Raw genomic sequence first — 22,156 nt, forward strand, 5'->3', positions numbered from 1 at the left:
CCATGCAACCACCAGGAGCCGGGGCCGCACCCGCCGGGGCGCGGGCCCCGCCGCTCACTGCCCCATGACGTACTCGACCGTCGGTCCGGTGGTCCAGCCGCCGTCCACCGCCAGTTCGGCACCGGTGACGTAGGACGCGGCGTCGGAGAGCAGGAAGACCACGGAACCGGCGATCTCGTGCGCCTCGCCGACCCGGCCCATCGGGGTGTTGGGGTAGTTGCCCTCGCCCTGCCGGATGCCGACCTGCGCGGTCATCGGGGTGTAGGTCATGCCGGGGTGCACGGAGTTCACCCGGATCCGGTCGGTGCCCAGCTCCACCGCGCCGATCTTGGTCAGCCCGCGTACGCCCCACTTGGAGGCGCCGTAACCGCCGGTCAGCGCCAGGCCCATCAGCCCGGCCGCCGACGAGATGTTCACGATCGAGCCCGCGCCGCGCTCCTTCATCGCGGGGATCACGGTCTTCATCCCGATGAAGACACCGGTCAGATTCACCTCGATGACCTTGCGGAAGAAGTCGACGGAGGCCGTCGCCAGCGGCTGTCCGGCGGATATCCCGGCGTTGTTGACCAGTCCGTCGATCCCGCCGAACTCCGCCACCGTGAAGTCCGCGACCCGCTGCCAGTCCTCCTCGGAGGTCACGTCGTGGGCCAGGAAGCGGGCCCGCTCCCCGAGGGCGGCCGCGGTCGCCGTGCCCTCCTCCTGGAGGACGTCGGTGAGGACGACACGGGCGCCGGCGACGGCCTGCCCGGCGGCCGCGGCGCCCAGCCCGCGGGCGCCGCCGGTGATGATGACGGTCTTGCCGGCCAGGCTCGCCGGTGCCGGGTGGTTCGCGGGGGCCGAGGGGGGCAAGGGGGAATCGCTCATCAGGAACTCCTTGGATCGGGGGCGGGGCTCGGGGCGGCGGCGAGCAGGAACGCCACTGTGGTCCCGGTGAGATCGGCGAGGAACAGCTCCTCGCCGGTGAGGGGTGCGACGCCGTCGAGGTGGTGCCTGGCCCGGTCGGCCAGCGCCGCGCCGATGAGCGTCAGCGCGAGATCCAGCCGCTCCAGACGCAGCGCCTCGGGCAGCCCGGCCTCGGTGAGGGCGTCCTCGACCCGGCCGATCAGCCGCCAGCAGGCGGTGCCGGCCAGCGTCGGATGCGGGATCCGGGTGCGCACCCCGCTCTCGTGGCTGAGCTGCGCGGAGATCCGCAGACAGCGCCGCCCCCGGTCGTCGCGCAGCTCGGTGGCCTCCGCGGTGACCAGGGCGCCGATCAGCTCCCTGAGGGCCGGCGCGGTGGTCTCCGGCAGCGGCTCCCGGAGCGCCGCGGTGGCCTCCGCGGCCTCCAGCAGCGGCGCCAGGGCGGCCTCCGTACGCGCCAGCCGGCCCGCCATCACGGCGTCCAGCAGACCGGCGCGGGAGCCGAAGTGGTACTGCACGGCCGAGGGGTTGCTCTGCCCGGCCCGCCGGACGATGTCGCGGGTCTGGGCGCCGTCCACGCCCTGCGCCGCGAAGATCTCCTCGGCGGCGCGGATCAGCTTCTCCCGGGTCTCGGGTCCTGATGTCCTGGCCATGGCAACCACTTTAATGCTGGCCATTATTAAAAAGCGAGGCCGATTCGCCACCCGAGAACCGGGACCGCAGAAAGGCCCGTACGGCGGAGTGGTCCCAGGGCCGTACGGGGGAGCGGCTCAGGGCCGGACGGGGAAGCGGCCCCCCCCCGGGGCGTACGGGGAAGTGGCCCCCGGGGCGTACGGGGAAGTGGGCAGCCGGCCGTGCCCCCAGCGGCCTCAGCGCGGCTGTAGCTCCCGTGCGTTCTCGGTCCGGCCGGCCCCCGGCGGCATCGCCGGATGGCTGCCGATCAGCACGATGCCCGCGACGACCGCCACGATGCCGATCACCTCCCACGCCAGCGCCCCCGGCGTCACCCGGAGCTGGTCGCCGAGGAAGCCCACTCCGCAGAGGATCCCGGCCAGTGGCTGAGCGGCGGTCAGCGCGGGCAGCGACAGCCGCAGCGGCGCCGACTCGAAGGCGCTCTGCACCATCACCAGCGCCAGCACACCGAGCACGACGATGGCGTACGGCTGCCAGCTGGTGAGCAGGGCGGACCAGCCGCCGTGTCCGAAGCGTTCACCGCTGATCCGGGTCAGCGCGTCCTGCAGCCCGTATATCAGGCCCGCCGCGACCCCCAGCAGCGCCGCCTCCAGGCTCACATGCACCCGCTCCCGCTTGGCGACGGCCGCCAGCAGCAGGGCGACGCCCAGCACCATGCCCATGATCAGCCACTGCCACATATGGTCACCGCTGCTGCGCCCGCCCTGCGGACGGCCGGCCACGATGAAGGCCGTGACCCCGCCCGCCAGCAGCCACAGTCCGGCCCAGCCGCTGCGGCCGAGCCGTTGCCGGGTCAGCCGCCGCGACAGCGCCATCGCGAAGAGCAGATTGGTCGCCAGCAGTGGCTCCACGAGAGTGATGTCGCCCATCCCCAGCGCCACCGCGCCGAGCGCCATCCCCACCACCATCAGACCGATACCGGCCACCCACAGCGGCATCCGCACCAGATCGAGCAGCAGACGCAGGGAGAGGAAGTCCTTCATCGGAGCGTGCTGCGCCGCGGCCTGCTGAAACACGAAGCCGAGTCCCAGACAGCAGGCCGCTCCAAGGGCGAGCAGTATCACCGTCACGTCGCACACCTCGTATCGCGCGGGGCGGGGGATGCGCTTGAGGATAGCCATCCGGCGGCGGGAGTGGGGTGGCGCTGGTCACCCACCATTCTCCCGCGCGTCCTCGTGTACTGCGCGGTAACCGAACGGTTGACGCGGAAGTCGGGGGCGCTGAGGATCGTTCCACCACGGCGGCTGGGGCGCCCGGCGTGCCCGGTGAGGAGATGCAGAGATGGCGTACGACGCTGATGTGATCGTGATCGGGGCGGGGCTTGCGGGCCTGGCGGCCACCGCGGAGCTGGTGGACGCCGGACGCAAGGTGATCCTTCTCGACCAGGAGCCCGAGCAGTCCTTCGGCGGACAGGCCCACTGGTCCTTCGGCGGCCTCTTCCTGGTGGACTCCCCCGAACAGCGCCGGCTGCGGATCCGTGACAGCCATGGGCTGGCCTGGCAGGACTGGCTGGGCACGGCCGGCTTCGACCGGCCCGAGGACCACTGGCCGCGCAAGTGGGCCGAGGCCTATGTCGACTTCGCGGCCGGGGAGAAGCGGTCCTGGCTGCACCGGCAGGGCGTACGGCTGTTCCCCGTCGTCGGCTGGGCCGAGCGCGGCGGCTATGACGCGACCGGGCACGGCAACTCTGTCCCCCGCTTCCACATCACCTGGGGGACCGGCCCCGGGCTGGTGGCACCGTTCGAGCGACGGGTGCGGGCCGGGGTGGCCCGCGGCCTGGTGGAGCTGCGCTTCCGGCACCGTGTCACCGGGCTGAGCCGCAGCGCGGGGAGCGTGGACACGGTCAGCGGCGAGATTCTGGAGCCCTCGGACGCCCCGCGCGGCAGGCCCAGCAGCCGCGAGGTGACCGGCGCCTTCGAGCTCAGGGCGCAGGCCGTGATCGTCACCTCGGGCGGCATCGGCGGCAATCACGATCTGGTGCGCGCCAACTGGCCGAAGCGGCTGGGCAGGCCCCCGAAGCGGATGCTGTCCGGCGTGCCGGCGCATGTGGACGGCAAGATGCTGGGCATCGCCGAGGCGGCCGGCGGCCGGATCATCAACCGCGACCGGATGTGGCACTACACCGAAGGCATCGACAACTGGAACCCCATCTGGCCGCTGCACGGCATCCGGATCCTGTCCGGCCCGTCCCCGCTGTGGCTGGACGCCCGCGGCAAGCGGCTGCCGGTGCCGCTGTTCCCCGGCTTCGACACCCTCGGCACCCTTGAACACATCATGCGGACCGGCCATGACCACACCTGGTTCGTACTCACCCAGAAGATCATCGAGAAGGAGTTCACGCTCTCCGGCTCCGAGCAGAACCCCGATCTGACCGGAAAGAGCATCCGCCAGGTACTGGGCCGGGCCAGGGCCGGTGCGCCGGGTCCGGTGCAGGCGTTCATGGATCATGGCGCGGACTTCATCGTCGAGCGTTCGCTGACCGATCTGGTGCGGCGGATGAACAAGCTGACCGGGAAGCCGCTGATCGACGAGGCGGCGCTGCGCGACGAGATCGTGGCGCGGGACCGCGAGATGACCAACGCGTTCACCAAGGACCTCCAGGTGACGGCCCTGCGCGGGACCCGCAAGTACCTCGGCGACCGGCTGATCCGCACCGCGGCCCCGCACCGTCTGATGGACCCCAAGGCCGGCCCGCTGATCGCCGTACGGCTGAACATCCTCACCCGTAAGACGCTCGGCGGGCTGGAGACCGACCTCTCCTCGCGGGTGCTGACCGACGGCGGCGAGCCGCTGCCCGGCGTGTACGCGGCAGGGGAGGCGGCGGGGTTCGGCGGTGGCGGGGTGCACGGTTACCGCTCGCTGGAGGGCACCTTCCTCGGCGGCTGCCTGTTCTCCGGGCGTACGGCGGGGCGGGCGGCGGCCAGGGCGGTGTCCTGACGGGCGGGCCCGGGGGCGGTCCGTGCCACGGCCGGGTTCCGGCAGGCGGCCGTGCAAGGCCGTTATCCGGAAGGTGAGTTGGCGGATCCGGCCATTCCCTTTCCTGTCTTGACGCGGAGCTCTGCGTACCGCTTTGCTGTGCGTGATGACTGGTGCGGACCAGACCGTCACCCTCTGTACAGGCGCGCGCAGATCCGGCACCACCACGCTGAGGACGACACAGTGCGGTGCCCGGCCGGCGCGGCGCGCCATGGAGCCCCTGACCCGTGATTTCGCTCTCTCCTTCGCCACCGCCACCCCTCGTACGCGCCCGCCGCCCGGGCGCCCCGGCCCTCGCCCCGGCCCTGGGCGACACCGAACTGGCCATCGCCGCCGATGCGCTGGCGCTGGGCCAATGGGCCCGGGTGCGTACGCTGCTCGCCGAGACCGGCGAGGACTGGGATCTGCGCGGACACCGATTAACCGTTCTGGCCACCTGCCCCGGCAGCGCCGCCTGGGCCGGCGACTGGCAGCTCGCCGAACCGGACAGCGGTGACGCCGCCACCCTCCTGGCCGTCGCCACCGTCCGGCTCGCCCTCCGGGGCGCGAGCGGCCACGGGACCGCCGCCAAGGCCTGTGCGACCGCCGCCCGGATGCTGCCCGACGACCCCACCCCCTGGCTCGGCGCGCTGATCCTCGCCCGCCGCACGGGCACCGCGGACGAGAGCGCACACGCCTTCGAGCAGATACGGGCCCGCCACCCCGACCACCACCACGCCCACCATCTGATGACGGCCTGCCTCGCCGACCACCGACCGGGCGGCACCGACGGCCCGGCGCACCCGGTCCACGACTTCGCCGCGCGGGCCGCGGCACGCGCCCCCGCCGACTCCCCGCTGGCCCTGCTCCCCGTCGTCGCGCACGCCGAGCGCTATCGCGTACGGGCCGCCGCGGGCCTTGCGCCGCCCGACCCCGCGGACTGTGGACACTGGTCCACCCGGCACGCCCGGCAGGTCCTGCAGGCCGCCTTCGACTGGTGGCTGGAGTGGGAGGGCGAGGACCATCCGCGCGGCAAGATCGATCTCAACTTCCTCGCCCACGCCACGTTCCACGAGGGGAGGATGGCCGAGGCCGCCGCCCTCTTCCAGCGGATCGGCCCGCACCGTACGCCCGCGCCCTGGTCGTACGCGGGCCGCGACGCCGAAGGCGCGTTCCGGGCCGCGCGCGAGACCGCACTCCGCCGGGCCTGCGCCCACGGCGACCGCTGACGCCGTCTGTCCTGCTCTTCTGCGTCCCTCGGCGGTTTCTTGGCGCCGGTGATGACGAAAGTCTGACGCCGTGGCCCGGACGCTGGCCCCCGCGCCCATGGGGTGCTCGAATCGAAGGGTGACCAAAGACGCGAATCCGGCCCGCGCCGCGGACGGCGGCGGCGAGGACGGGCGGGGTACCCCCATCGGCCGCCGTGTGGTGCTCGGCATGCTCGCGGGCGGCGCCGCCGGTGTCGCCGCGGCCCCCTTCCTGCAGCGCGCCTACGACAACACCCTCGGAGCCGCCGCACAGAAGGACCCCACCGGGCTGTCCGGTCTGCTCCCGGCCGGCGGCGGTTTCCGCTACTACTCGGTGACCGGCTCCGTACCGCACAAGGACGAGCGCAGCTACCGCCTCACCGTCGACGGCCTGGTGCGCCACCGCGCCAGCTACCGCCTGGCGGATCTGCGCGCACTGCCGCAGACCCGGCTCGTCCGCGACGTCCAGTGCGTCACCGGATGGCGGGTGCCCAAAACCCCCTTCCAGGGCGTACGCCTCTCGGCCCTGCTCGATGCCGCGGGTGTCCGCCCGCAGGCCAAGGCCGTCCGCTTCACCTGTTTCGACGGCGCCTACAGCGAGTCCCTGACCCTCGAACAGGCCCGGCGCGACGACGTCCTGGTGGCGCTGCGGATGCAGGACAAGCCGCTCGGCCATGACCACGGCGGGCCGGTGCGCCTCTATGTGGCGCCCATGTACTTCTACAAGTCGGCGAAGTGGCTCTCCAAGATCACTGTCACCGACCATGTCGAGCCCGGATACTGGGAGCAGTTGGGATATGACGTCGATGCCTGGGTCGGACGGTCGAACGGACGCGACGATGTCCCGACCACCTGAGCGCGCCACGGCCCGCCCCCGGGTGCCGCGCTTCACCCGCGCCGAACACTGGGTGCACCGCGCCACCGCCACCTTGATGGCCGTCTGTGTGCTCACCGCGGGCTGCCTCTACCTCCCCTTCCTCGCCGAACTCGTCGGCCGCCGCGCCCTGATGGTCACCGTCCACGAGTGGTCCGGCATCCTGCTGCCGGTCCCGCTGCTGCTCGGCCTGGGCTCCCGCGCCCTGCGCGCCGACCTCACCCGCCTCAACCGCTTCGGCCGGCACGACCGCCAGTGGCTGCGCGCCGCACTGCGCCGTCGAGGGGGGCGTCCCGCCGGAAAGTTCAACGCCGGCCAGAAGCTGTACGCCGCCTGGATCGCCGGCGCGGTCCTCGTGATGATGGGCACCGGCCTGCTGATGTGGTTCACCCATCTCGCGCCCCTGGTGTGGCGCACCGGCGCCACCTTCGTCCACGACTGGCTCGCGCTCACCGTGATCGTCGTCATCGCCGGTCATGTGTGGATGGCGTACCGCGATCCCGAGTCCCGCCGCGGGCTGCGCACCGGGTCGGTGGATGCGCACTGGGCCAGGCATGAGCATCCGTTGTGGAAGCAGGAGGAGGACCCAACTCGGTAGGCGCGCCCTCAAGTTGCAGAGAATTCTCTGCAGAGACCTCTATGCAGAGGAGCCTCTGCAACTCTATGCTGAGGACCATGACCGACGACGCCTCCGCGCATCAGCCGCCCCGGCCGGCCTCGCCCGCCGCACCGCCCACCCGCACGATGGACGCCCGTAGCCTGCGCGGTCTGGCCCACCCGCTGCGGATGCGCATCCTGGAACTGCTGACCCTCGACGGCCCGGACACCGCCACCGGACTCGGCCGCCGCCTCGGTGAGAACACCGGCACGGTCAGCTGGCATCTGCGCCACCTCGCCGACCACGGCTTCATCGAGGAGGAGACGGGCCGCGGCACCAAGCGTGAGCGCTGGTGGAAGGCCGTCCGCGTCTCCCATCACCTCAACACCACCGAATTCCGCGACGATCCGGAGACCCGGGGCGCCCTGTCGGTCTATCTGGACGAGATCGTCCGGCGGGGCTTCCATCAGGTCGCCACCTATCTCGCCGAGGACTGGGACCCGGTCTGGCGGGACGCCGGCACGCTCTCCCGCTGGTCCGATCTGCGGCTGACCCCGGGTCAACTGGAGTCGCTGAACGCCGAGTTGATGAGCGTCATCGACCGGCACCGGGCGGCGACCGGGGGCGGGGATGCGGCGGACGGCGAGGACGCGCTGCCCGTCATGGTCCAACTGCAGTCCTTCCCGCGCAAGGAACGGGACGCGCGATGAGCGGACTGCTGCGCAGACACCGCGACTTCAGGCTGTTGTGGTGCGGCGAGACGGCGGGCAGGTTCGGCGCGGCGGTCACCAACGTGACCATGCCGCTGGTGGCGGTGTCGACACTGCACGCCTCCACCTTCGCGGTCGGACTGCTCAGCGCGTGCAGCTGGCTGCCCTGGCTGCTCATCGGCCTCCCGGTCGGCGTATGGGTGGACCGGTTGCGCCGCCGCCCCCTGATGCTGGCCGCCGCCGCGGTGTCACTGGTGCTGTTCGCCGCCGTACCCGTCCTGGCCCGGTCCGGCGGGCTCAGTCTCGGGCTGCTGATCGCCGTGGCTCTGCTGACCGGCGCGGCGGCGGTGCTCTTCCAGACCGCCTACAGCGCCTACCTCCCCACCCTGCTCGCGCCGGACGACCAGTCCGAGGGCAACGCCAAGCTGCACGGCAGCGCCTCCGCGGCGCAGATCGCCGGGCAGGGCGCCGGCGGCCTCATCGCCCAACTGGCGGGCGCGGTAAACGGGTTGTTCGCCAACGCCGCCACCTTCCTGGTCTCGCTGTGCTGCCTGCTGGGCATCCGGTACCGCGAACCGCGCCCCGAGGCCGGGGACCGCGCGCCGCGGTCGCTGGCCAAGGAGGTCGCCGAGGGGCTGCGACTGGTCGCCGGCGACAGATGGTTCCGTACGCTGACGGTCTTCGGCGCGACCTCCAACCTCGCCCTCATGGGCTACCAGTCCCTCCTGACGGTCTTCCTGGTCCGCGAGGTCGGCCTGTCGCCCGGCGCGGTCGGCGGGCTGCTGGCGCTGGCCAGCACGGGCGGTATCGCGGGCGCCTTCGTGGTACGCCGGACCGCCGACCGGATCGGCACCGCCCGCGCCATCCTGCTGTTCGAACTGGGTCTGTCCAGCACGGCGTTGCTGATCCCGCTCACCGTCCCGGGCGCCGGGACACTGCTCTACGTCGTGGGCAGCTTCGGGGTCTCCGCGGGCGTGGTGGCCGGCAATATCCTCAAGGTGAGCTTCCAGCAGGGCTACTGCCCGCCGCCGCTGCTCGGCCGGCTGGTCGCCAGCAGCGCGTTCCTCAATTACGGCACCCTGCCGCTGGGGGCGCTGCTCGGCGGCGCGCTCGGCTCCGCCCTGGGCGTCCGCACGGCAATGTGGATCATGACTGCCGGTGTGCCGCTGGCCGCCCTGGTCCTGGTCTTCTCGCCGATACGGACCGTCCGCGACCTGCCCGCCCGCCGTACGGACACGACCCCGGAACCGGCAGCTCAGCCCGCCGGCGGCTCCTCATGAGGCGCCGGCCGCGGCTCCTTGGGTGCTTCCGCCGACGGCAGCGCCACCTCGAAGCGGCAGCCGGCGCCGGTGTTCCGTACCGTCGCCCGGCCCTCGTGGGCCTCCACGATGCCGCGGACGATCGCCAGCCCGAGCCCCGCACCGCCCTGGCCGTCCGCGCGCGGGGTGCGCGCCGCACCCCCGCGCCAGCCGGTGTCGAAGACCCGCGCCAGATCCTCCGGCGGGATACCGCCGCAGCCGTCCTCGACCGCGAGGACCACCCGGCCCTCCTCGTGCCGTGCGCTGACCGCGACGGTGCCGTCGGCCGGTGTCGCACGGATCGCGTTGACCAGCAGATTGCCGAGGACGCGGGTGATCTGCTGGGCGTCCACCCGTACCGGCAGCGGCGCCACCCCGCCGTCGACCAGCCGCACCCCGCTCGCCCGCGCCAGCGGCCCGGCCCCCGCCAGCGCCTCGTCCACGAGGTCGTACACCGACACCCGCGAGAGGGTCAGCGCCAGCGCCCCGGCCTGGATACGGGACAGTTCGAAGAGGTCGTCGACCATCGCGGCCAGCCGGTCCACCTCGATCCGCATCCGGGAGTGATAGCGCGCGGTGTCCTCGGCCACGCCGTCCTCCAGCGCCTCGGCCATCGCCCGCAGCCCGGCGAGCGGCGTGCGCAGATCGTGCGAGATCCCGGCGATCAGCTCGCGCCGTGAGGCATCCAGCGCCCGCTCGCGCTCCCGTGCCTCGGCGAGCCGTCCGCTGGTCTCCTCCAACGCCCTTGACAGCGCGGCCAGTTCCGCCGTCGGCGGCTCGGCGGGCGCCACGAATCCGCCCTCGCTGCCGACCGTACGGGCCGACCGCGCCAGCTCCCGGCTGCCCGCCGCGATCCGCCGGCCGAAGAGCAGCGCGGCCGCCAGCGACACCACCCCGGAGACCGCGACCACGGCCATCACCACGCCCAGGTCGTGCCCGGAAAGGAACATCGCCTGGGCGACCGCCACCGTCCCCGCCGCCATCGCGGCCACCGCCAGCGCCGCCACCGCGAACAGCGACAGCGCGACCGAGCGCCGCCGCAGCGCCCGTACCGCGGGCGCGGCGAGCAGCCCCGCCAGCGCCGCGCCGAGCGCCGCCAGCGCCACGATGACCAGGAAGTCCGTCATGACCGAGGCTCGCCTCCCACGGGATCGAAGCGGTAGCCGGCGCCCCAGACCGTCGTCACCAGCCGCGGCGCGGCCGGATCCTCCTCGATCTTCTCGCGCAGCCGCCGTACATGCACGGTCACCGTCGACAGATCGCCGAACTCCCACCCCCAGACCCGGTGCAGCAACTCCTCCCGAGAGAAGACCCGGCCCGGGTGCCGCATCAGGAAGACCAGCAGATCGAACTCGCGGGCGGTGAGGGAGAGTTCACGTCCGGCGCGGTCGGCCCGCCGGCCGCCGGGATCGGCGCTGAGATCCCCGGCCCGCAGTACGGGAGCGGGCGCCGCGGCCGGCGGCGCGGACTCCGCACGGCGCAGCACCGAGCCGATCCGCAGCACCAGCTCCCGCGGACTGAACGGCTTGGTCACATAGTCGTCCGCGCCCAGCTCCAGCCCGAGAATGCGGTCCGCCTCCTCGCCGCGCGCCGTCAGCATCACCACCGGGACCGCGGGGCCCTCGTCGGCGCGGCGCAGCCGACGGCACACCTCCAGGCCGTCGATGCCCGGCAGCATCAGATCGAGGACGACGAGATGCGGGCGGAAGTCCGCGGCCCGTTCGAGGGCGGCGAAACCGTCGGCGGCGTGCTCGGTGGTGTAGCCGGCGCGGGAGAGATAGCCGGTGACGACCTCGGCGACGGTCGGATCGTCCTCGACGACCAGGACACGGCGCGGCGGCCCGTGCGACGGTGCGGGCTGGGGTGCGGAGGGCGGCGTTGCGCGGTGCACGGGGTCAGTGGGCCCTTCCCGGGAGGTACGTCATGCTTCCAGCCAACACCAGGGGGCGCGGTGACGGGCGGCCGGGCCCGCCGTCGTAAGACTCCGGTAACCGGTGACCGTCGGTGTCCCGCGCCGCCGCGGGTGGGGACCTGCCGGGCCGGGGCCCGGTGGCTCAGCCCTCCAGCCCCTCCCGTACCCGCCGAGACACCGTGATCGCGTACAGATCGAGCACACCCGGCGGCTCCGCGATGCCCGGCCCGCCGGCGCGTATCCAGGCGGCGATGTCGTCCAGCGCATCGTCGTCGTTGACCAGCCCCAGCCACACCGGGCGCCCGCCCGCGGCCCGGCCCGCCGCCGACGGCTGGACCACGACCACATTCGCCTGGTCGCACACGTCCAGGCACTCCGAGGCCCGCACCGGCGCCGCGCCGTCGAGCGCCGCGCGCAGGCGCGGGATCTGCCCGGCGTGGTCGACGCCCGGGATCTTGGCCCCGTCGCCACAGCAGCAGCCGCGGCAGACGGTGACCCGGCACGGGGCCGCGGAGGCGGTGGCCGCCCGGTCGGCACGCTTGTTGATCATCCGGTGCATGCTACGTGGGCGGTGCGGGGCACGACGCCGGGAGGGGGCGGGATAGAAATCCGCGCATCCGGGATAGAAATCCGAGCATGCCCGTCACCGAGTCCCACCCCCAGCCCGGTCCCGCACCGGACACCGCGATACCCGGCCCGGCCGGCCTCCCCGTTCTCGGCTCGATGCTCGACCTCCGGCGCGACTCCCTCAGTACGTTCCTGACGGCCCAGCGCGAGTACGGCGATGTGGTCCGCCTGGAGGCCGGCCCGCCCGGTCTGCGCAGTGTCTTCCACGCGGTCTTCGCGCCCGAGGGTGTCCAGCAGATCCTGGCCTCCCAGGCCGCCAACTTCCGTAAGGACCACCCGCTCTACGAGGAGGTCCGGCAGGCCTTCGGCAACGGCCTGCTCACCAGCCAGGACGCCGACTACCTCAGGCAGCGGCGGCTGGTGCAGCCGCTGTTCACCAAGCGCCGGGTGGACAGCTACGCCTCGGCCGTGACGGCCGAGGCCGACACCCTCGTCGACCGCTGGCGGACCACCGACGGCGGCACCGTCGACCTGGTCACCGAGATGAACCGGCTCGCGCTGCGCACCGTCACCCGGATCCTCTTCGGCCTGGACGCCGAGCAGGCCGTGGACGCCATCCACCGCTGCGCCCCGGTCATCAACGCCTATGTCGTACGGCGTGCCTACGTCCCCGTGAAGGTCCCGCGCGAGTGGCCCACGCCCGGGAATCTGCGGGCCCGGGCCGCCACCGACGAGCTGAACGCGCTCTGCGACCGCATCATCGCGGACCGGCGGGCGGCGGCCGGAACGACGGGGGACGACGAGGCCGGCGAGGGCGACGATCTGCTCTCCCTCCTTGCCGCGGCCGGCAACGAGCAGGACGGCTCGCTCGACGCCACCGAGGTCCGCGAACAGGTCCTGATCTTCCTGCTGGCCGGGCACGAGACCACCGCGACGTCCCTGGCCTTCACGCTCCACCTCCTGGCCCGCCACCCCGAGGAACAGGCCCGGGTCCGCGAGGAGATCGACCGTGTCCTGGCGGACCGCACCCCCACGGCCGCCGACCTGGACCGGCTGCCGTATCTGACCCAGGCGCTCAAGGAGTCCATGCGGCTGTATCCGGCGGCGCCGGTCGTCAGCCGCCGGGCCGTCGAGGCCACCGAGATCGGCGGATTCCGCATCCCGGCCGGTGCCGATGTGGTCGTCGCGCCCTGGGTCACCCACCGGAACCCCCACCTGTGGGAGGACCCGGAACGCTTCGATCCGCGGCGCTTCGCACCCGAGCGGGAGGCGGAGCGGCACCGCTACGCCTGGTTCCCGTTCGGCGGCGGCCCGCGCGCCTGTATCGGGCAGCACTTCTCGATGCTGGAGTCGGTGCTGGCGCTGGCGATGCTGCTGCGCTCGTACGAACTTCAGGCCGTGGACGAGGAGGTGCCGGTCGCCGCCGGCATCACCCTTCAGGCGACCGGCCCGGCCCGGGTGCGTCTGCGCCGGCGCGAGCGCGTGGGGGAGTAGCCCCTGGGGGCGCCGCCCCGCCGGCACATAAACGCAACGAAAATAGCGTTTGCGTTTTGGCGGCGCCCCCCGTACCGTCTTCCTCGGCCCCATTGCCGTCGATTGGAGAAGGCCGTTGCTCGTCTGAGGTCTTGAGACACCGCGCCCGCGCCGGAAGGTGCAGCCCTCTGTGGAGCTGTACGCACCCGCCGCGCGGCCCCGCGTGCGACCTCGGCGTCCAACCGCCCACGCTGCCGTCCGGGCCCTTCCCGCGGTGTCTCCCTGCGCTGTCCACCACCTTTCACGCGCATCCAGGAGACCTGTATGTCCACCTCCGCCACACCCACCTCCATCGTCTGCACCGGCCTCGGCTTCACCTGGCCCGACGGCAGCCCCGTCCTGGAGGACTTCCAGCTCGCCGTCGGCCCCGGCCGTACCGGCCTCATCGGCGTCAACGGATCAGGAAAATCAACCCTGTTGAAGCTGATCGCGGGCGAACTGACCCCGACCGCGGGCAGCGTCAAGGTCGCAGGCGAGGTCGGCTACCTCCCGCAGCACGCCCCGCTCGACACCGGTCTGCGGGTCGACCAGGCGCTCGGTATCGCCGCGGCACGCGCCGCCCTGCACGCCATCGAGAGCGGCGACGCCCACGAGGAGCACTTCACCGCCATCGGCGACGACTGGGACGTCGAGGAGCGCGCCCGCGCCACCCTCGACCAGCTCGGGCTGCACGGCATCGACCTGGACCGCACCATCGGCGAGATCTCCGGCGGCGAGTCCGTCCTGCTGCGGCTGGCCGCCCTGCTGCTGCGCCGCCCGGACGTGCTGCTGCTCGACGAGCCCACCAACAACCTCGACCGGGCGGCCCGGCAACGGCTGTACGCCGCGGTCGCCGGCTGGTCCGGGGTGCTCGTCGTGGTCAGCCACGACCGCGAACTCCTCGAACTCGTCGACCGGATCGCCGACCTCCGTGGCGGCGAGATCCACTGGTACGGCGGCAACTTCAGCGCATACGAACAGGCGCTGGCCGTCGAACAGGAGGCGGCCGAGCGGATGGTGCGGGTCGCCGAGGCCGACGTACACCGCCAGAAGCGCGAACTGGCCGACGCCCACGTCAAGTTGGCCCGACGGGTCCGCTACGGCAACAAGATGACCGCCAACAAACGCGAGCCGAAGATCATCATGAACGAGCGCAAGAGGGAGGCCCAGGTATCCGCGGGCAAACACCGCATCATGCACACCGAACGCCTCAAGGAGGCCAGGGAACGCCTCGACGAGGCCGCCGAAGCGGTCCGGGACGACGACGAGATCCGTATCGACCTGCCGCACACCGCCGTGCCGCCGGGCCGGACCGTACTCACCCTGCGCGCCCTGCAGGCCCGTTACGGCGCCCGCGCCGACCTGGAGGTGCGCGGCCCCGAACGGATCGCGCTGACCGGCCGCAACGGCTCCGGCAAGACCACCCTGCTGCGGACCGTCGCCGGCGAGCTGCCGCCGGAGGCCGGCACGGCAGGGACCCATGTCCCGTACCGCTTCCTCCCGCAGCGTCTGGAGGTCCTCGACGATGCGCTGACCGTCGTCGAGAACGTCGCGCGCTTCGCCCCGGACGCCACCAACAACCGCATCCGGGCCCGGCTCGCCCGCTTCCTGTTCAAGGGCGCCCGCGCCGACCAGCAGGCCGGCACCCTCTCCGGGGGCGAACGCTTCCGCGCCTCGCTCGCCGCGCTGATGCTGGCCGAGCCGGCCCCGCAGCTGCTGATGCTCGACGAGCCGACCAACAACCTCGACATGGCGTCGGTGCGCCGGCTCGTCACGGCGCTGGAGTCCTACGAGGGCGCGCTCATGGTCGTCAGTCACGATCTGACGTTCCTGCGGGAACTCGGCATCACACGCTGGCTCGCGCTGGAGGACGGTGAACTGACCGACATCGAACCGCTGTAGACGCGGGCAGGGGGCGGACGGTGCGAGGAGCGCCGTCCGCCCCTCCCGGAAATCCGGTTGCCGATCCCCTTCCCGTGGGTCATGATCCTTCGCATGACCTACAGGAAGGGCGGCCACCGCCCCACCCGATGACCGCGCGGACCCCGGGCCAGGACCCGGCCTCCGCCCCGTCAGCCGTCGACCGCGACCGCCTCGCCGAAGTGACCGCAGCGGTCGTCGACGGATCCGTACGCACCCCGGGCACCCCGGCCAGAACCACCGTCTTCGACGCGGTACAAGCCGACCAGGACGGCCCGGTCACCCAAGCGCTGATCAGCCTCACCGACAAACACTGCCCCGTCGTACGCCGCACCGCGCTCACCCTGCTCGGTGAGCTGGCCTTCGGCCGCCGCACACCATGGCAGGGCCCGATCGACGCGGCGGCGGCCCGGCTCCACGACCCGGATCCGGACGCCCGCCGGGCCGCCGCCCAGCTCCTCGTGCGCGCCGGCGGCGCGGAGCGGGCCCGTACGGCACTCGATGAACTCACCGACCCGGTAACCCGTATCGCCCTCGCGAACGCCCTGCTCCACACGCCCGACACCCACTGCCCGCCCGGACCGCTGCGCGCCGACCCGCTGCCCGAAATCCGCCTGCTCGCCTGCATCGAGGAGCTGGCGACGGCGCCGCGGGAGCGATGGCCCGCACTCGATGCCCAGGCGGAGGCGGAGGTCGCCGCGCTGACCGCCGCCGACACCGACCGCATCCGGCCGACCGGCCTCCGCTGGGGCAGTGCCCTGTTCCGGCGGGACCGCGAGCGGCACTGCTACGCCCTCGCCACCCGGCTGCTGGCCGGCACCGCGGGCCCGTATGGACAGCGGGTCGGCGTGGACCTGGCGCGGCGGGCCTTCCAGGGATGGCGGGCCGCGCCCGGCACCCTGACGCCGCATCTGGTCCGCCTGCTCCCCACCGCACCGCCCGATCTGCGCGACCGTGTCGTGGACACCCTCTGCGCCTCCCGCACCGCCACCCGTCTGGCCGCCGACGATCTGACCGCGCTGCTGCCGGCCGGGGACACCGCCGCCGACACGGAGTGGAAGATCGCCTGCGCCCTCGCCGTGATCGACGACCCGCGGGCCGCCCCCTACGTCCATGCCCGGATGGCCTCGGGCGGCCCGCCTGCCGGCGCGGTCGCCGCGGTACGCGGTCTGCTGCGCTCCGGCACCGCCGATCCCGGTCAACTGGTGCCTCGGCTACGGGAGTTGCTCCGTTCCGACGACAGTGGTGTGGTGTACGCGGCCGCCTCGATCACCGGCGACCTCGGCCCGGCGACCTCGGCCCGGCGGCCGCCGCCTGCGTCCCCGAGCTCATCGAGGCGCTCCGCGCCGAGTGCGCCGCACGTGACGCACTCGGCGCCGAGTGGGCCACCTGGCGGGAGCTCTGCCTGGTCACCTCCCTCGGCCGGATCGGGCCCCCCGCCGCGGCCGCGTTGCCGCTGCTCGAAGGGCTCACCCGGGATTCCCGGCGACATGCGGGCCACCGGGCGCTCGCCCTCTCCCGGATCACCGGCGACCGCCGGCACATCGAGTCCTACCTGCGCTCCCGCCCCCCAAAGCGTCGCTACGTACCTGACCACTCCGCCCTCTTCCGATGGCTGCTCGACCACGGCGGCCTCGATCCGGACCAGTCCCGCAAGCTGCGGAGTTACGTCCTGGAACGGGCCGGCGCCACACAGGTGTACGGCGCGCTCGCCCTGTGGCGCCACGAGGGCCCGCCGGCCGCCGGCGAACTCCTCGCCCTGCTGTCGCAGTACCTCGACGACGACCTCTTCGGCCCCGTCGCGATGGACACCCTCGCCGCCATGGGGGAGCACGCACGCCCGGCGCTGCCCCGCCTGCGTGAGCTGATCGACCGGACCACCCGCATCCCGCTCTGCAACGGATCCGAGGACGCCGAGATGGACGGCGACGAGCGGCTGCTCGAAGCGGCGTCCCGCACCGTCGCCGCCATCACGGCACCCGCCGCCCCGTAGGCAGCCACCGCCCGCTTCGCCCCACCCGCCTGCGGCGGGCCCGAACACGAGGCCTCACCATGACCACGCACAGCCACCGCCCCTCCACCGACACCCACACCGACCACCACACCCATCACAACACCCCCATGGACACCGACCCCGGCATCGCCCGGCTCCTCCGCCTGGCCGCGTCCGGCGACGCCCGCGGCACCCTGCGCGCGCTCCGCGGCGCCGACGATCTGCCGCTCCCCGACGTGGCCCGGATCGTCGGCCGCCTCGCCCACGCACGGGACTTCGGCAACCTTGCCGAGGCCGCCGACGCGCTCGTCTCCGACGCCCAGGACCCCCGGCTTCTCCACGACTTCGGCCATGCCTGCCTCGACCGGGGCGCCGCCTTCCTCGCCCTCCGCCCGCTGCGCGAGGCCCTGCGCCACGCCCCCGACTCAAGCGCCGTACGCACCGAGTTGGTGGCCGCCCTTGAGGACGAACACCGGCACGCGGAGGCGGTCGAGCTGCTCGAAGCGCGGGAGGCGACGCTACGGCCCTGGCCCGACCGCTATCTGCTGGCCTACAACGCCCTGATGGCCGGCGACCCGGACCGCGCGGGCAGCCACTTCGCCCGGCTGCCCGTCCCCGACGAGCCCTGGCGGCCCGCCCACCACCGGCTGCGCGCCATGCTCCGCCGCACCCTGGCCCTGCGCGCGGCCGCCACCCCGCACCCCCTGGAGCCCGGCCCCGCCCCCGAGGTCCCGGCCCCGCTCGCCGCCACCGACCTGCGCGGCTGGCACTTCGCACTGACCGGCGGCATCCTCACCACCCTCTCGCCCTACGGCTACGCGGTCGGGATGAACGGACGCTACGGCCTCCTCCAGGAGGACCCCGGGCGGGTGCTGCACGGCCTGCACCGGCTGCGCCTCGTCCTGGCCCGGTCCAGGGTCCGCCCCCGTACCGTCTCGCTGCTCCCCGACCGCTCCAGCCGCATCCTCGGGCTTGCCGCGGCCGGTCTGCTCGATCTGCCCGCCGAGCCGTTCGACGCCGCCCGGACCGACACCGTCGTCATCGCCCACCGCCTCAACGGCCTCGACCGGGACGTCCTTGCGCGGCTGCGCCGACGCACCCCGGGGCAGGTCCTCTTCGAGCACGCCACCTGCTGGACCCGGCCCCCGGCCGTCAGCGCCGACATCAGCACCCTGCTGGGGCAACTCGTCATCGCCCCCTGGGACGCACAGCTCCACGCCACCGCGGACGGCAGCACCAACAGCCGCCCCGACGACCGCCCCGAACAGGCCGTCGCCGACGACCTGCTGCGCGCCGACCCCACCCCCGACCCCGGCGACGGCGACACGCCACCCGACCCCGACACCGAGCTGGCCCGCTTCGTCACCGTCGCCCGCGACGCATGGCTCACCGGCCCTCGCGACCACGTCCCCTCACCCGGCCCGGTCGGCGGCTCCCGCTTCGGTTAGCCGAGCGCGCCGCCGGGCGGGATCAGGCTCCTACCCGGCGGCGCGCCACAGCGCCAGAGTCTCGCCGCACTGCGAATGCAGCGGCGCCGGCAGCGCGTCCGGCGCGCACCACATCAGCGCGTCGAACTTGTGCGGCTCGCAGATCCTCACCTCGTCCGGCTCCACCCGTACGGCGAAGACCACCGCGACCCAGTGCGAATCGACCGGATCGCCGCGCAGCACATTGCGCACCCCGATCTGCTCGACGCCGAGCGGCCGCACGCCGTACTCCTCGTGCACCTCCCGCGCCACGGCCGTCTCGAAGGTCTCACCGAACTCCAGCGCCCCGGCACCGCAGTCCCAGGTCCCCGGCTCGTCCCTGGCTCCGGCGCTCCGTCGTGCCAGGAGTATCCGCCCGGCGCCGTCATGGCACACGAAGACACAGGACACCGACACCCGGGGCCGCCCCACACCTGCCATCTCCCGCACTCCCTCTCCCGCTCAGAAGTGGCGCAGCAGCTCGCCGAACGCCGACAGCCTCAGCACCTTGTCGTCGCCGGGGTCGAGCTCGTCGTGCTCCAGTACCCAGGTGTGGTCGTTCGGGATGAACACCGCGTTGAGACCGGCCGAACGGGCCGGCAGAATGTCCGACTTGGGGGAGTTCCCGATCATCCATGCGGAGGCCGGCACCAGATCGTAGGCGCGCGTCAGCTCCTCGTACGTCGCCACGTTCTTCTCCGCCACGATGTGTACGCCCCGGAAGTGCCGGGTCAGCCCGGACGCCGCCACCTTCCGCTCCTGCTCCTCGGTGTCGCCCTTGGTCAGCAGCAGCAGTTCATGCCGCCGGGCCAACTCGGCCAGGGTCTCGGCCACTTGGGGAATCAGCTCCACCCGGCCCCCGTCGAAGGCCGCCGCCCATCCGGAGATCCGCGCCGACTCCTCCGCCGTCGCGGCCCGCCCCCGCAGCCGTTCGACGCACTCCCCGAGGCTGTGCAGGAACACCTTGCTGCCGTACCCGAGGGTCACGGCGTTCGCCGCCTCGATCCCGTCGAGCACGGCCCGTACCCCGTCCCGGTCGAGTTCGGGGTGGACCATCCAGTCCAGGAACTCGTCGATGACCCGCTCGAAGATCACGTTGTTCTCCCACAACGTGTCATCCGCATCAAAGATCAGCATCCGCCTGCCAGCCCTTCTCGCACTCCACCGACCTGCGCACCCTACGCAGGCCCGGTGCCCGCCCGCATCGCAAATTCCGCCGGGGAGCGGGACTTGGCCGACCGGCCTGCCCTCTCACCACCACCGCAGGTACGACAGCAGCCGCAGGATCTCCAAGTAGAGCCAGACCAGCGTCATCGCCAGGCCGAAGGCCACGTACCAGGCCCACCGGTGCGAGGCGCCGGACCGCAGAAAGCGGTTGGCGGCCTCGAACTCCACCAGGAAGAAGAAGGACGCGGCGGCGATCGCCGCCACGCTGACGACGATCGCCAGGATGCCGCCGCCCCGCAGACCCAGATCCGCACCAAACACCCACGAGGCCACCAGGTTCGCCAGGAGCAGCACCAGCAGCCCCAGCGCCGTACCGACCGCCCAGCGCGTCACCTTGGCGCTCACCCGGACCACACGGGTGCCGTACGCCGCGAGCGTGCCGGCGAAGATGCAGCCGGTGCCGACGACGGCCTGGGTGCCGATGCCCGGGTGCAGTCCGTCGAAGAACCGGGTCGCCTCCCCGAGCACGACCCCCTGCGCCACCGCGAAGGCCAGGGCGAGCGCCGCGCTCGGCCGCGGCCGGACGGCCAGGAAGATCCCGATGCCCGGCCCGATCACCAGCGCCGGCAGGGCGAGGAACTGCAGTTCCCAGAAGGCGGTGAGGAACGCGCTCGCCGTCAGGACCCCGAAGACGGTCAGGGTTTTGACGGCGATGTCGTCGAGGGTGATCGGACGGTCCCTGCCGGCGGCCGGCGACGCGCCGCCGGAGGGGCCCGCACCGGCCGGCGAGACCGCACCGTCCAGCGTCAGCAGGTTACGAATCGCGGGGTTGCTGGTGGCGGCCATCGGCCCTCCTGGAGGGATCTGATGTCACAGCGGATGACGATCACAGCGGATGACGGGGTGTGCGGCCGGCCGGGCCGGCCCGGGTGACTTGCGTCCTCAACTGCTCGTCGTACGAGCATAGTTGGGGAGCGGCTCATTCCACCTCCACCACCCGGCGGGAACCCGGAACGCTGTCCCGCAGTGCCCGCACCACCTCGTCCACCTCGGGAAACACGGTGTCACCGGCCGGCGGCGACGCATACGGCAGCGCCGTCCCCAGATGATCACGCCAGGGCGCGGGCACGGCCACCGGCTGGCGGATGCCCGTCAGCACCACACACTGGACGGCCTCCGTGCTGTAGCGGTGCAGCGCCGACCGCAACCGGCCCGGCAGGCCCAGCCGTTGCGGTACCGCGGTGTTGAGCAGCCGCTCGCCCAGGCTCTCGCCTTGCGCGCAGAGATCGCTTCCGCGCAGCTGGCGGACGGTGTCGCGGATGGCGGGATACTGGCCCGGCAGCACCCCACGGCAGCGCAGTACGCGCAGTGGGTGCGACTGCCCCTCCACCTCGCACTCGATGTCGAACGACATCCGCCGCTTCAGGAATCCGTAGCGGACCTCGTTGATCACCCGGAGATTCTCCTCGGGCTTGGGCCTGCCCGTCTCCGGCGGCGGCTGGCTGTGCAGCCCCTTGAGCTGTTCGCCGATCGTCACCGAGCCGGTGAACAGCCGCCGCATGCCCACGGCCACCGCATGGTGCTCATACAGTTCCAGCCATGCCGGCAGCCGGCTCACGCTGGTCAGGTCCGGCGCCAGCCGCGCGGCCTCCTCGGCGTGTTCCAGCGCGTCGCCGCGCAGCCGCTCGCTGAGCAGACCGATCCGCCGGCGCAGCTCGATCAGCGCCAGCGCGTCGAACTGCGCGGCCCGGTCGGCGTCCGGCCGCCCGCCGACGCCTTCCAGTACGCCCGCGAGGATCTGGGTGGGGCCGGCGTCGGCGGACCACCCGCGCCGCCGGGCCAGCTCGGTGAGCCGGTCCAGCGCGTACGGGGTCAGCCAGCCCCGGCCCTCGACGAAACCGCCCCAGTCGCGGGACTCCAGGCCGTGCCGGGCGGCGAGCCGGGGCAGCCGGGCCAGCAGCGCCAGCAGCAGCAACTCGGCGTCGTCGATGCCGTCCTGACGGTGCCCCGTCTCGCGCAGCGCCTGGGCGAGCTGATGTGAGTCGAAGAGCGTCGCGAACACCTCGGGTTCCGGGCTCCGGAGGATCTCCGCGAGCAGCGGCTGGACGGTCGGGCCGACCAGCAGATGCAGATGCCGCCCGGTGAACACGGCCGGCAGCTCGGGCGGGGTGAACGCGGCGCGGATCCGGGCGGCCAGCTCCGCCAGCCGGCTCTCGGCCTCGCTGAACCGGCCGATCCGGTGCAGCAGATCCTGCGCGGCGAAGTTGCCGAGCGCCTCCTCGACGGCGGCCATGGCGCGCTCCGAGGTCCGCACCATCCACACGACATAGAGCTCGTTGTCCAT

General features: G+C 73.0%; 21 protein-coding genes. 11 read left to right on the top strand and 10 right to left on the bottom strand.

All coding sequences use genetic code 11. The features are described from left to right. Positions 1–54 precede the first annotated feature (54 nt). The 3 genes from DY245_RS11400 to DY245_RS11410 all read right to left on the bottom strand — a co-directional run bounded on the left by DY245_RS11400 (position 55) and on the right by DY245_RS11410 (position 2,663). A complete protein-coding gene (locus DY245_RS11400) occupies positions 55–864 on the bottom strand; it encodes a glucose 1-dehydrogenase (RefSeq protein WP_128506273.1) in 810 nt (269 codons plus the stop codon). Then, positions 864–1,553 carry a TetR family transcriptional regulator gene (locus DY245_RS11405; protein ID WP_128506275.1) on the bottom strand — a complete coding sequence of 230 codons (690 nt, stop codon included), beginning with the start codon at positions 1,551–1,553 and terminating at the stop codon, positions 864–866. Before DY245_RS11405 ends, DY245_RS11400 begins: the two co-directional genes overlap by 1 nt. Positions 1,554–1,769: 216 nt before the next feature. Next, complete coding sequence (locus DY245_RS11410; protein ID WP_181923623.1) at positions 1,770–2,663, bottom strand: DMT family transporter; 894 nt, start codon at positions 2,661–2,663, stop codon at positions 1,770–1,772. Positions 2,664–2,874: 211 nt separating this feature from the next. On the opposite strand from DY245_RS11410, the gene DY245_RS11415 reads away from it, so the two are divergent. The 6 genes from DY245_RS11415 to DY245_RS11440 all read left to right on the top strand — a co-directional run bounded on the left by DY245_RS11415 (position 2,875) and on the right by DY245_RS11440 (position 9,257). Further along, entirely contained in the window at positions 2,875–4,530 is a 1,656-nt protein-coding gene (locus tag DY245_RS11415; protein ID WP_128506279.1) for an FAD-binding dehydrogenase, read from the top strand. A 266-nt stretch (positions 4,531–4,796) separates the two neighbouring features. Next, a complete protein-coding gene (locus tag DY245_RS11420) occupies positions 4,797–5,777 on the top strand; it encodes a hypothetical protein (RefSeq protein WP_425329369.1) in 981 nt (326 codons plus the stop codon). Positions 5,778–5,874: 97 nt separating this feature from the next. Beyond that, positions 5,875–6,651 carry a molybdopterin-dependent oxidoreductase gene (locus DY245_RS11425; RefSeq protein ID WP_128506324.1) on the top strand — a complete coding sequence of 259 codons (777 nt, stop codon included), beginning with the start codon at positions 5,875–5,877 and terminating at the stop codon, positions 6,649–6,651. Beyond that, entirely contained in the window at positions 6,635–7,267 is a 633-nt protein-coding gene (locus DY245_RS11430) for a cytochrome b/b6 domain-containing protein (protein ID WP_128506281.1), read from the top strand. The genes DY245_RS11425 and DY245_RS11430 overlap by 17 nt, the downstream gene beginning before the upstream one ends. A gap of 146 nt (positions 7,268–7,413) precedes the next feature. Further along, the gene (locus tag DY245_RS11435) at positions 7,414–7,977 is read left to right on the top strand and encodes a winged helix-turn-helix domain-containing protein (RefSeq protein WP_128506326.1); all 564 of its coding nucleotides are present in this window, start codon (positions 7,414–7,416) and stop codon (positions 7,975–7,977) included. Next, positions 7,974–9,257, top strand: coding sequence for an MFS transporter (locus DY245_RS11440; RefSeq protein ID WP_128506283.1), 1,284 nt, complete (start codon positions 7,974–7,976; stop codon positions 9,255–9,257). Before DY245_RS11435 ends, DY245_RS11440 begins: the two co-directional genes overlap by 4 nt. Here DY245_RS11440 and DY245_RS11445 read toward each other — a convergent pair. The 3 genes from DY245_RS11445 to DY245_RS11455 form a co-directional block, all read right to left on the bottom strand. Further along, positions 9,233–10,402 carry a sensor histidine kinase gene (locus DY245_RS11445; RefSeq protein WP_128506285.1) on the bottom strand — a complete coding sequence of 390 codons (1,170 nt, stop codon included), beginning with the start codon at positions 10,400–10,402 and terminating at the stop codon, positions 9,233–9,235. The two genes, DY245_RS11440 and DY245_RS11445, sit on opposite strands and share 25 nt — an antisense overlap. Then, on the bottom strand, positions 10,399–11,166 hold the full coding sequence (locus tag DY245_RS11450; protein WP_128506287.1) for a response regulator transcription factor: 768 nt from the start codon (positions 11,164–11,166) through the stop codon (positions 10,399–10,401). Before DY245_RS11450 ends, DY245_RS11445 begins: the two co-directional genes overlap by 4 nt. A 163-nt stretch (positions 11,167–11,329) precedes the next feature. Beyond that, positions 11,330–11,737 carry a (2Fe-2S) ferredoxin domain-containing protein gene (locus DY245_RS11455; protein ID WP_181923625.1) on the bottom strand — a complete coding sequence of 136 codons (408 nt, stop codon included), beginning with the start codon at positions 11,735–11,737 and terminating at the stop codon, positions 11,330–11,332. Positions 11,738–11,823: 86 nt separating this feature from the next. On the opposite strand from DY245_RS11455, the gene DY245_RS11460 reads away from it, so the two are divergent. The 5 genes from DY245_RS11460 to DY245_RS11475 all read left to right on the top strand — a co-directional run bounded on the left by DY245_RS11460 (position 11,824) and on the right by DY245_RS11475 (position 18,627). Continuing rightward, positions 11,824–13,248 carry a cytochrome P450 gene (locus DY245_RS11460; protein ID WP_128506289.1) on the top strand — a complete coding sequence of 475 codons (1,425 nt, stop codon included), beginning with the start codon at positions 11,824–11,826 and terminating at the stop codon, positions 13,246–13,248. Between the two features lie 303 nt (positions 13,249–13,551). Further along, a complete protein-coding gene (locus tag DY245_RS11465; protein ID WP_128506291.1) occupies positions 13,552–15,168 on the top strand; it encodes an ABC-F family ATP-binding cassette domain-containing protein in 1,617 nt (538 codons plus the stop codon). A gap of 128 nt (positions 15,169–15,296) precedes the next feature. Then, positions 15,297–17,054, top strand: a complete 1,758-nt coding sequence (locus DY245_RS11470; RefSeq protein ID WP_128506293.1) for a HEAT repeat domain-containing protein — start codon at positions 15,297–15,299, stop codon at positions 17,052–17,054. Further along, positions 17,009–17,179, top strand: a complete 171-nt coding sequence (locus tag DY245_RS44275; protein WP_181923626.1) for a hypothetical protein — start codon at positions 17,009–17,011, stop codon at positions 17,177–17,179. Before DY245_RS11470 ends, DY245_RS44275 begins: the two co-directional genes overlap by 46 nt. A 59-nt stretch (positions 17,180–17,238) precedes the next feature. Then, entirely contained in the window at positions 17,239–18,627 is a 1,389-nt protein-coding gene (locus tag DY245_RS11475) for a tetratricopeptide repeat protein (RefSeq protein WP_128506295.1), read from the top strand. 30 nt (positions 18,628–18,657) lie between these two features. Here the strand turns inward: DY245_RS11475 and DY245_RS11480 are convergent, their stop codons facing one another. From DY245_RS11480 to DY245_RS11495, 4 genes are all read right to left on the bottom strand, one after another. Beyond that, the gene (locus DY245_RS11480) at positions 18,658–19,086 is read right to left on the bottom strand and encodes an NUDIX domain-containing protein (RefSeq protein ID WP_128506297.1); all 429 of its coding nucleotides are present in this window, start codon (positions 19,084–19,086) and stop codon (positions 18,658–18,660) included. Positions 19,087–19,107: 21 nt separating this feature from the next. After that, a complete protein-coding gene (locus tag DY245_RS11485; protein ID WP_128506299.1) occupies positions 19,108–19,782 on the bottom strand; it encodes an HAD family hydrolase in 675 nt (224 codons plus the stop codon). 114 nt (positions 19,783–19,896) lie between these two features. Beyond that, on the bottom strand, positions 19,897–20,658 hold the full coding sequence (locus tag DY245_RS11490) for a Bax inhibitor-1/YccA family membrane protein (RefSeq protein ID WP_128506301.1): 762 nt from the start codon (positions 20,656–20,658) through the stop codon (positions 19,897–19,899). Positions 20,659–20,791: 133 nt separating this feature from the next. Continuing rightward, complete coding sequence (locus DY245_RS11495) at positions 20,792–22,156, bottom strand: hypothetical protein (protein ID WP_128506303.1); 1,365 nt, start codon at positions 22,154–22,156, stop codon at positions 20,792–20,794.

The sequence above is a fragment of the Streptomyces inhibens genome (genome assembly GCF_003389455.1).
GTDB lineage: Bacteria > Actinomycetota > Actinomycetes > Streptomycetales > Streptomycetaceae > Streptomyces > Streptomyces inhibens.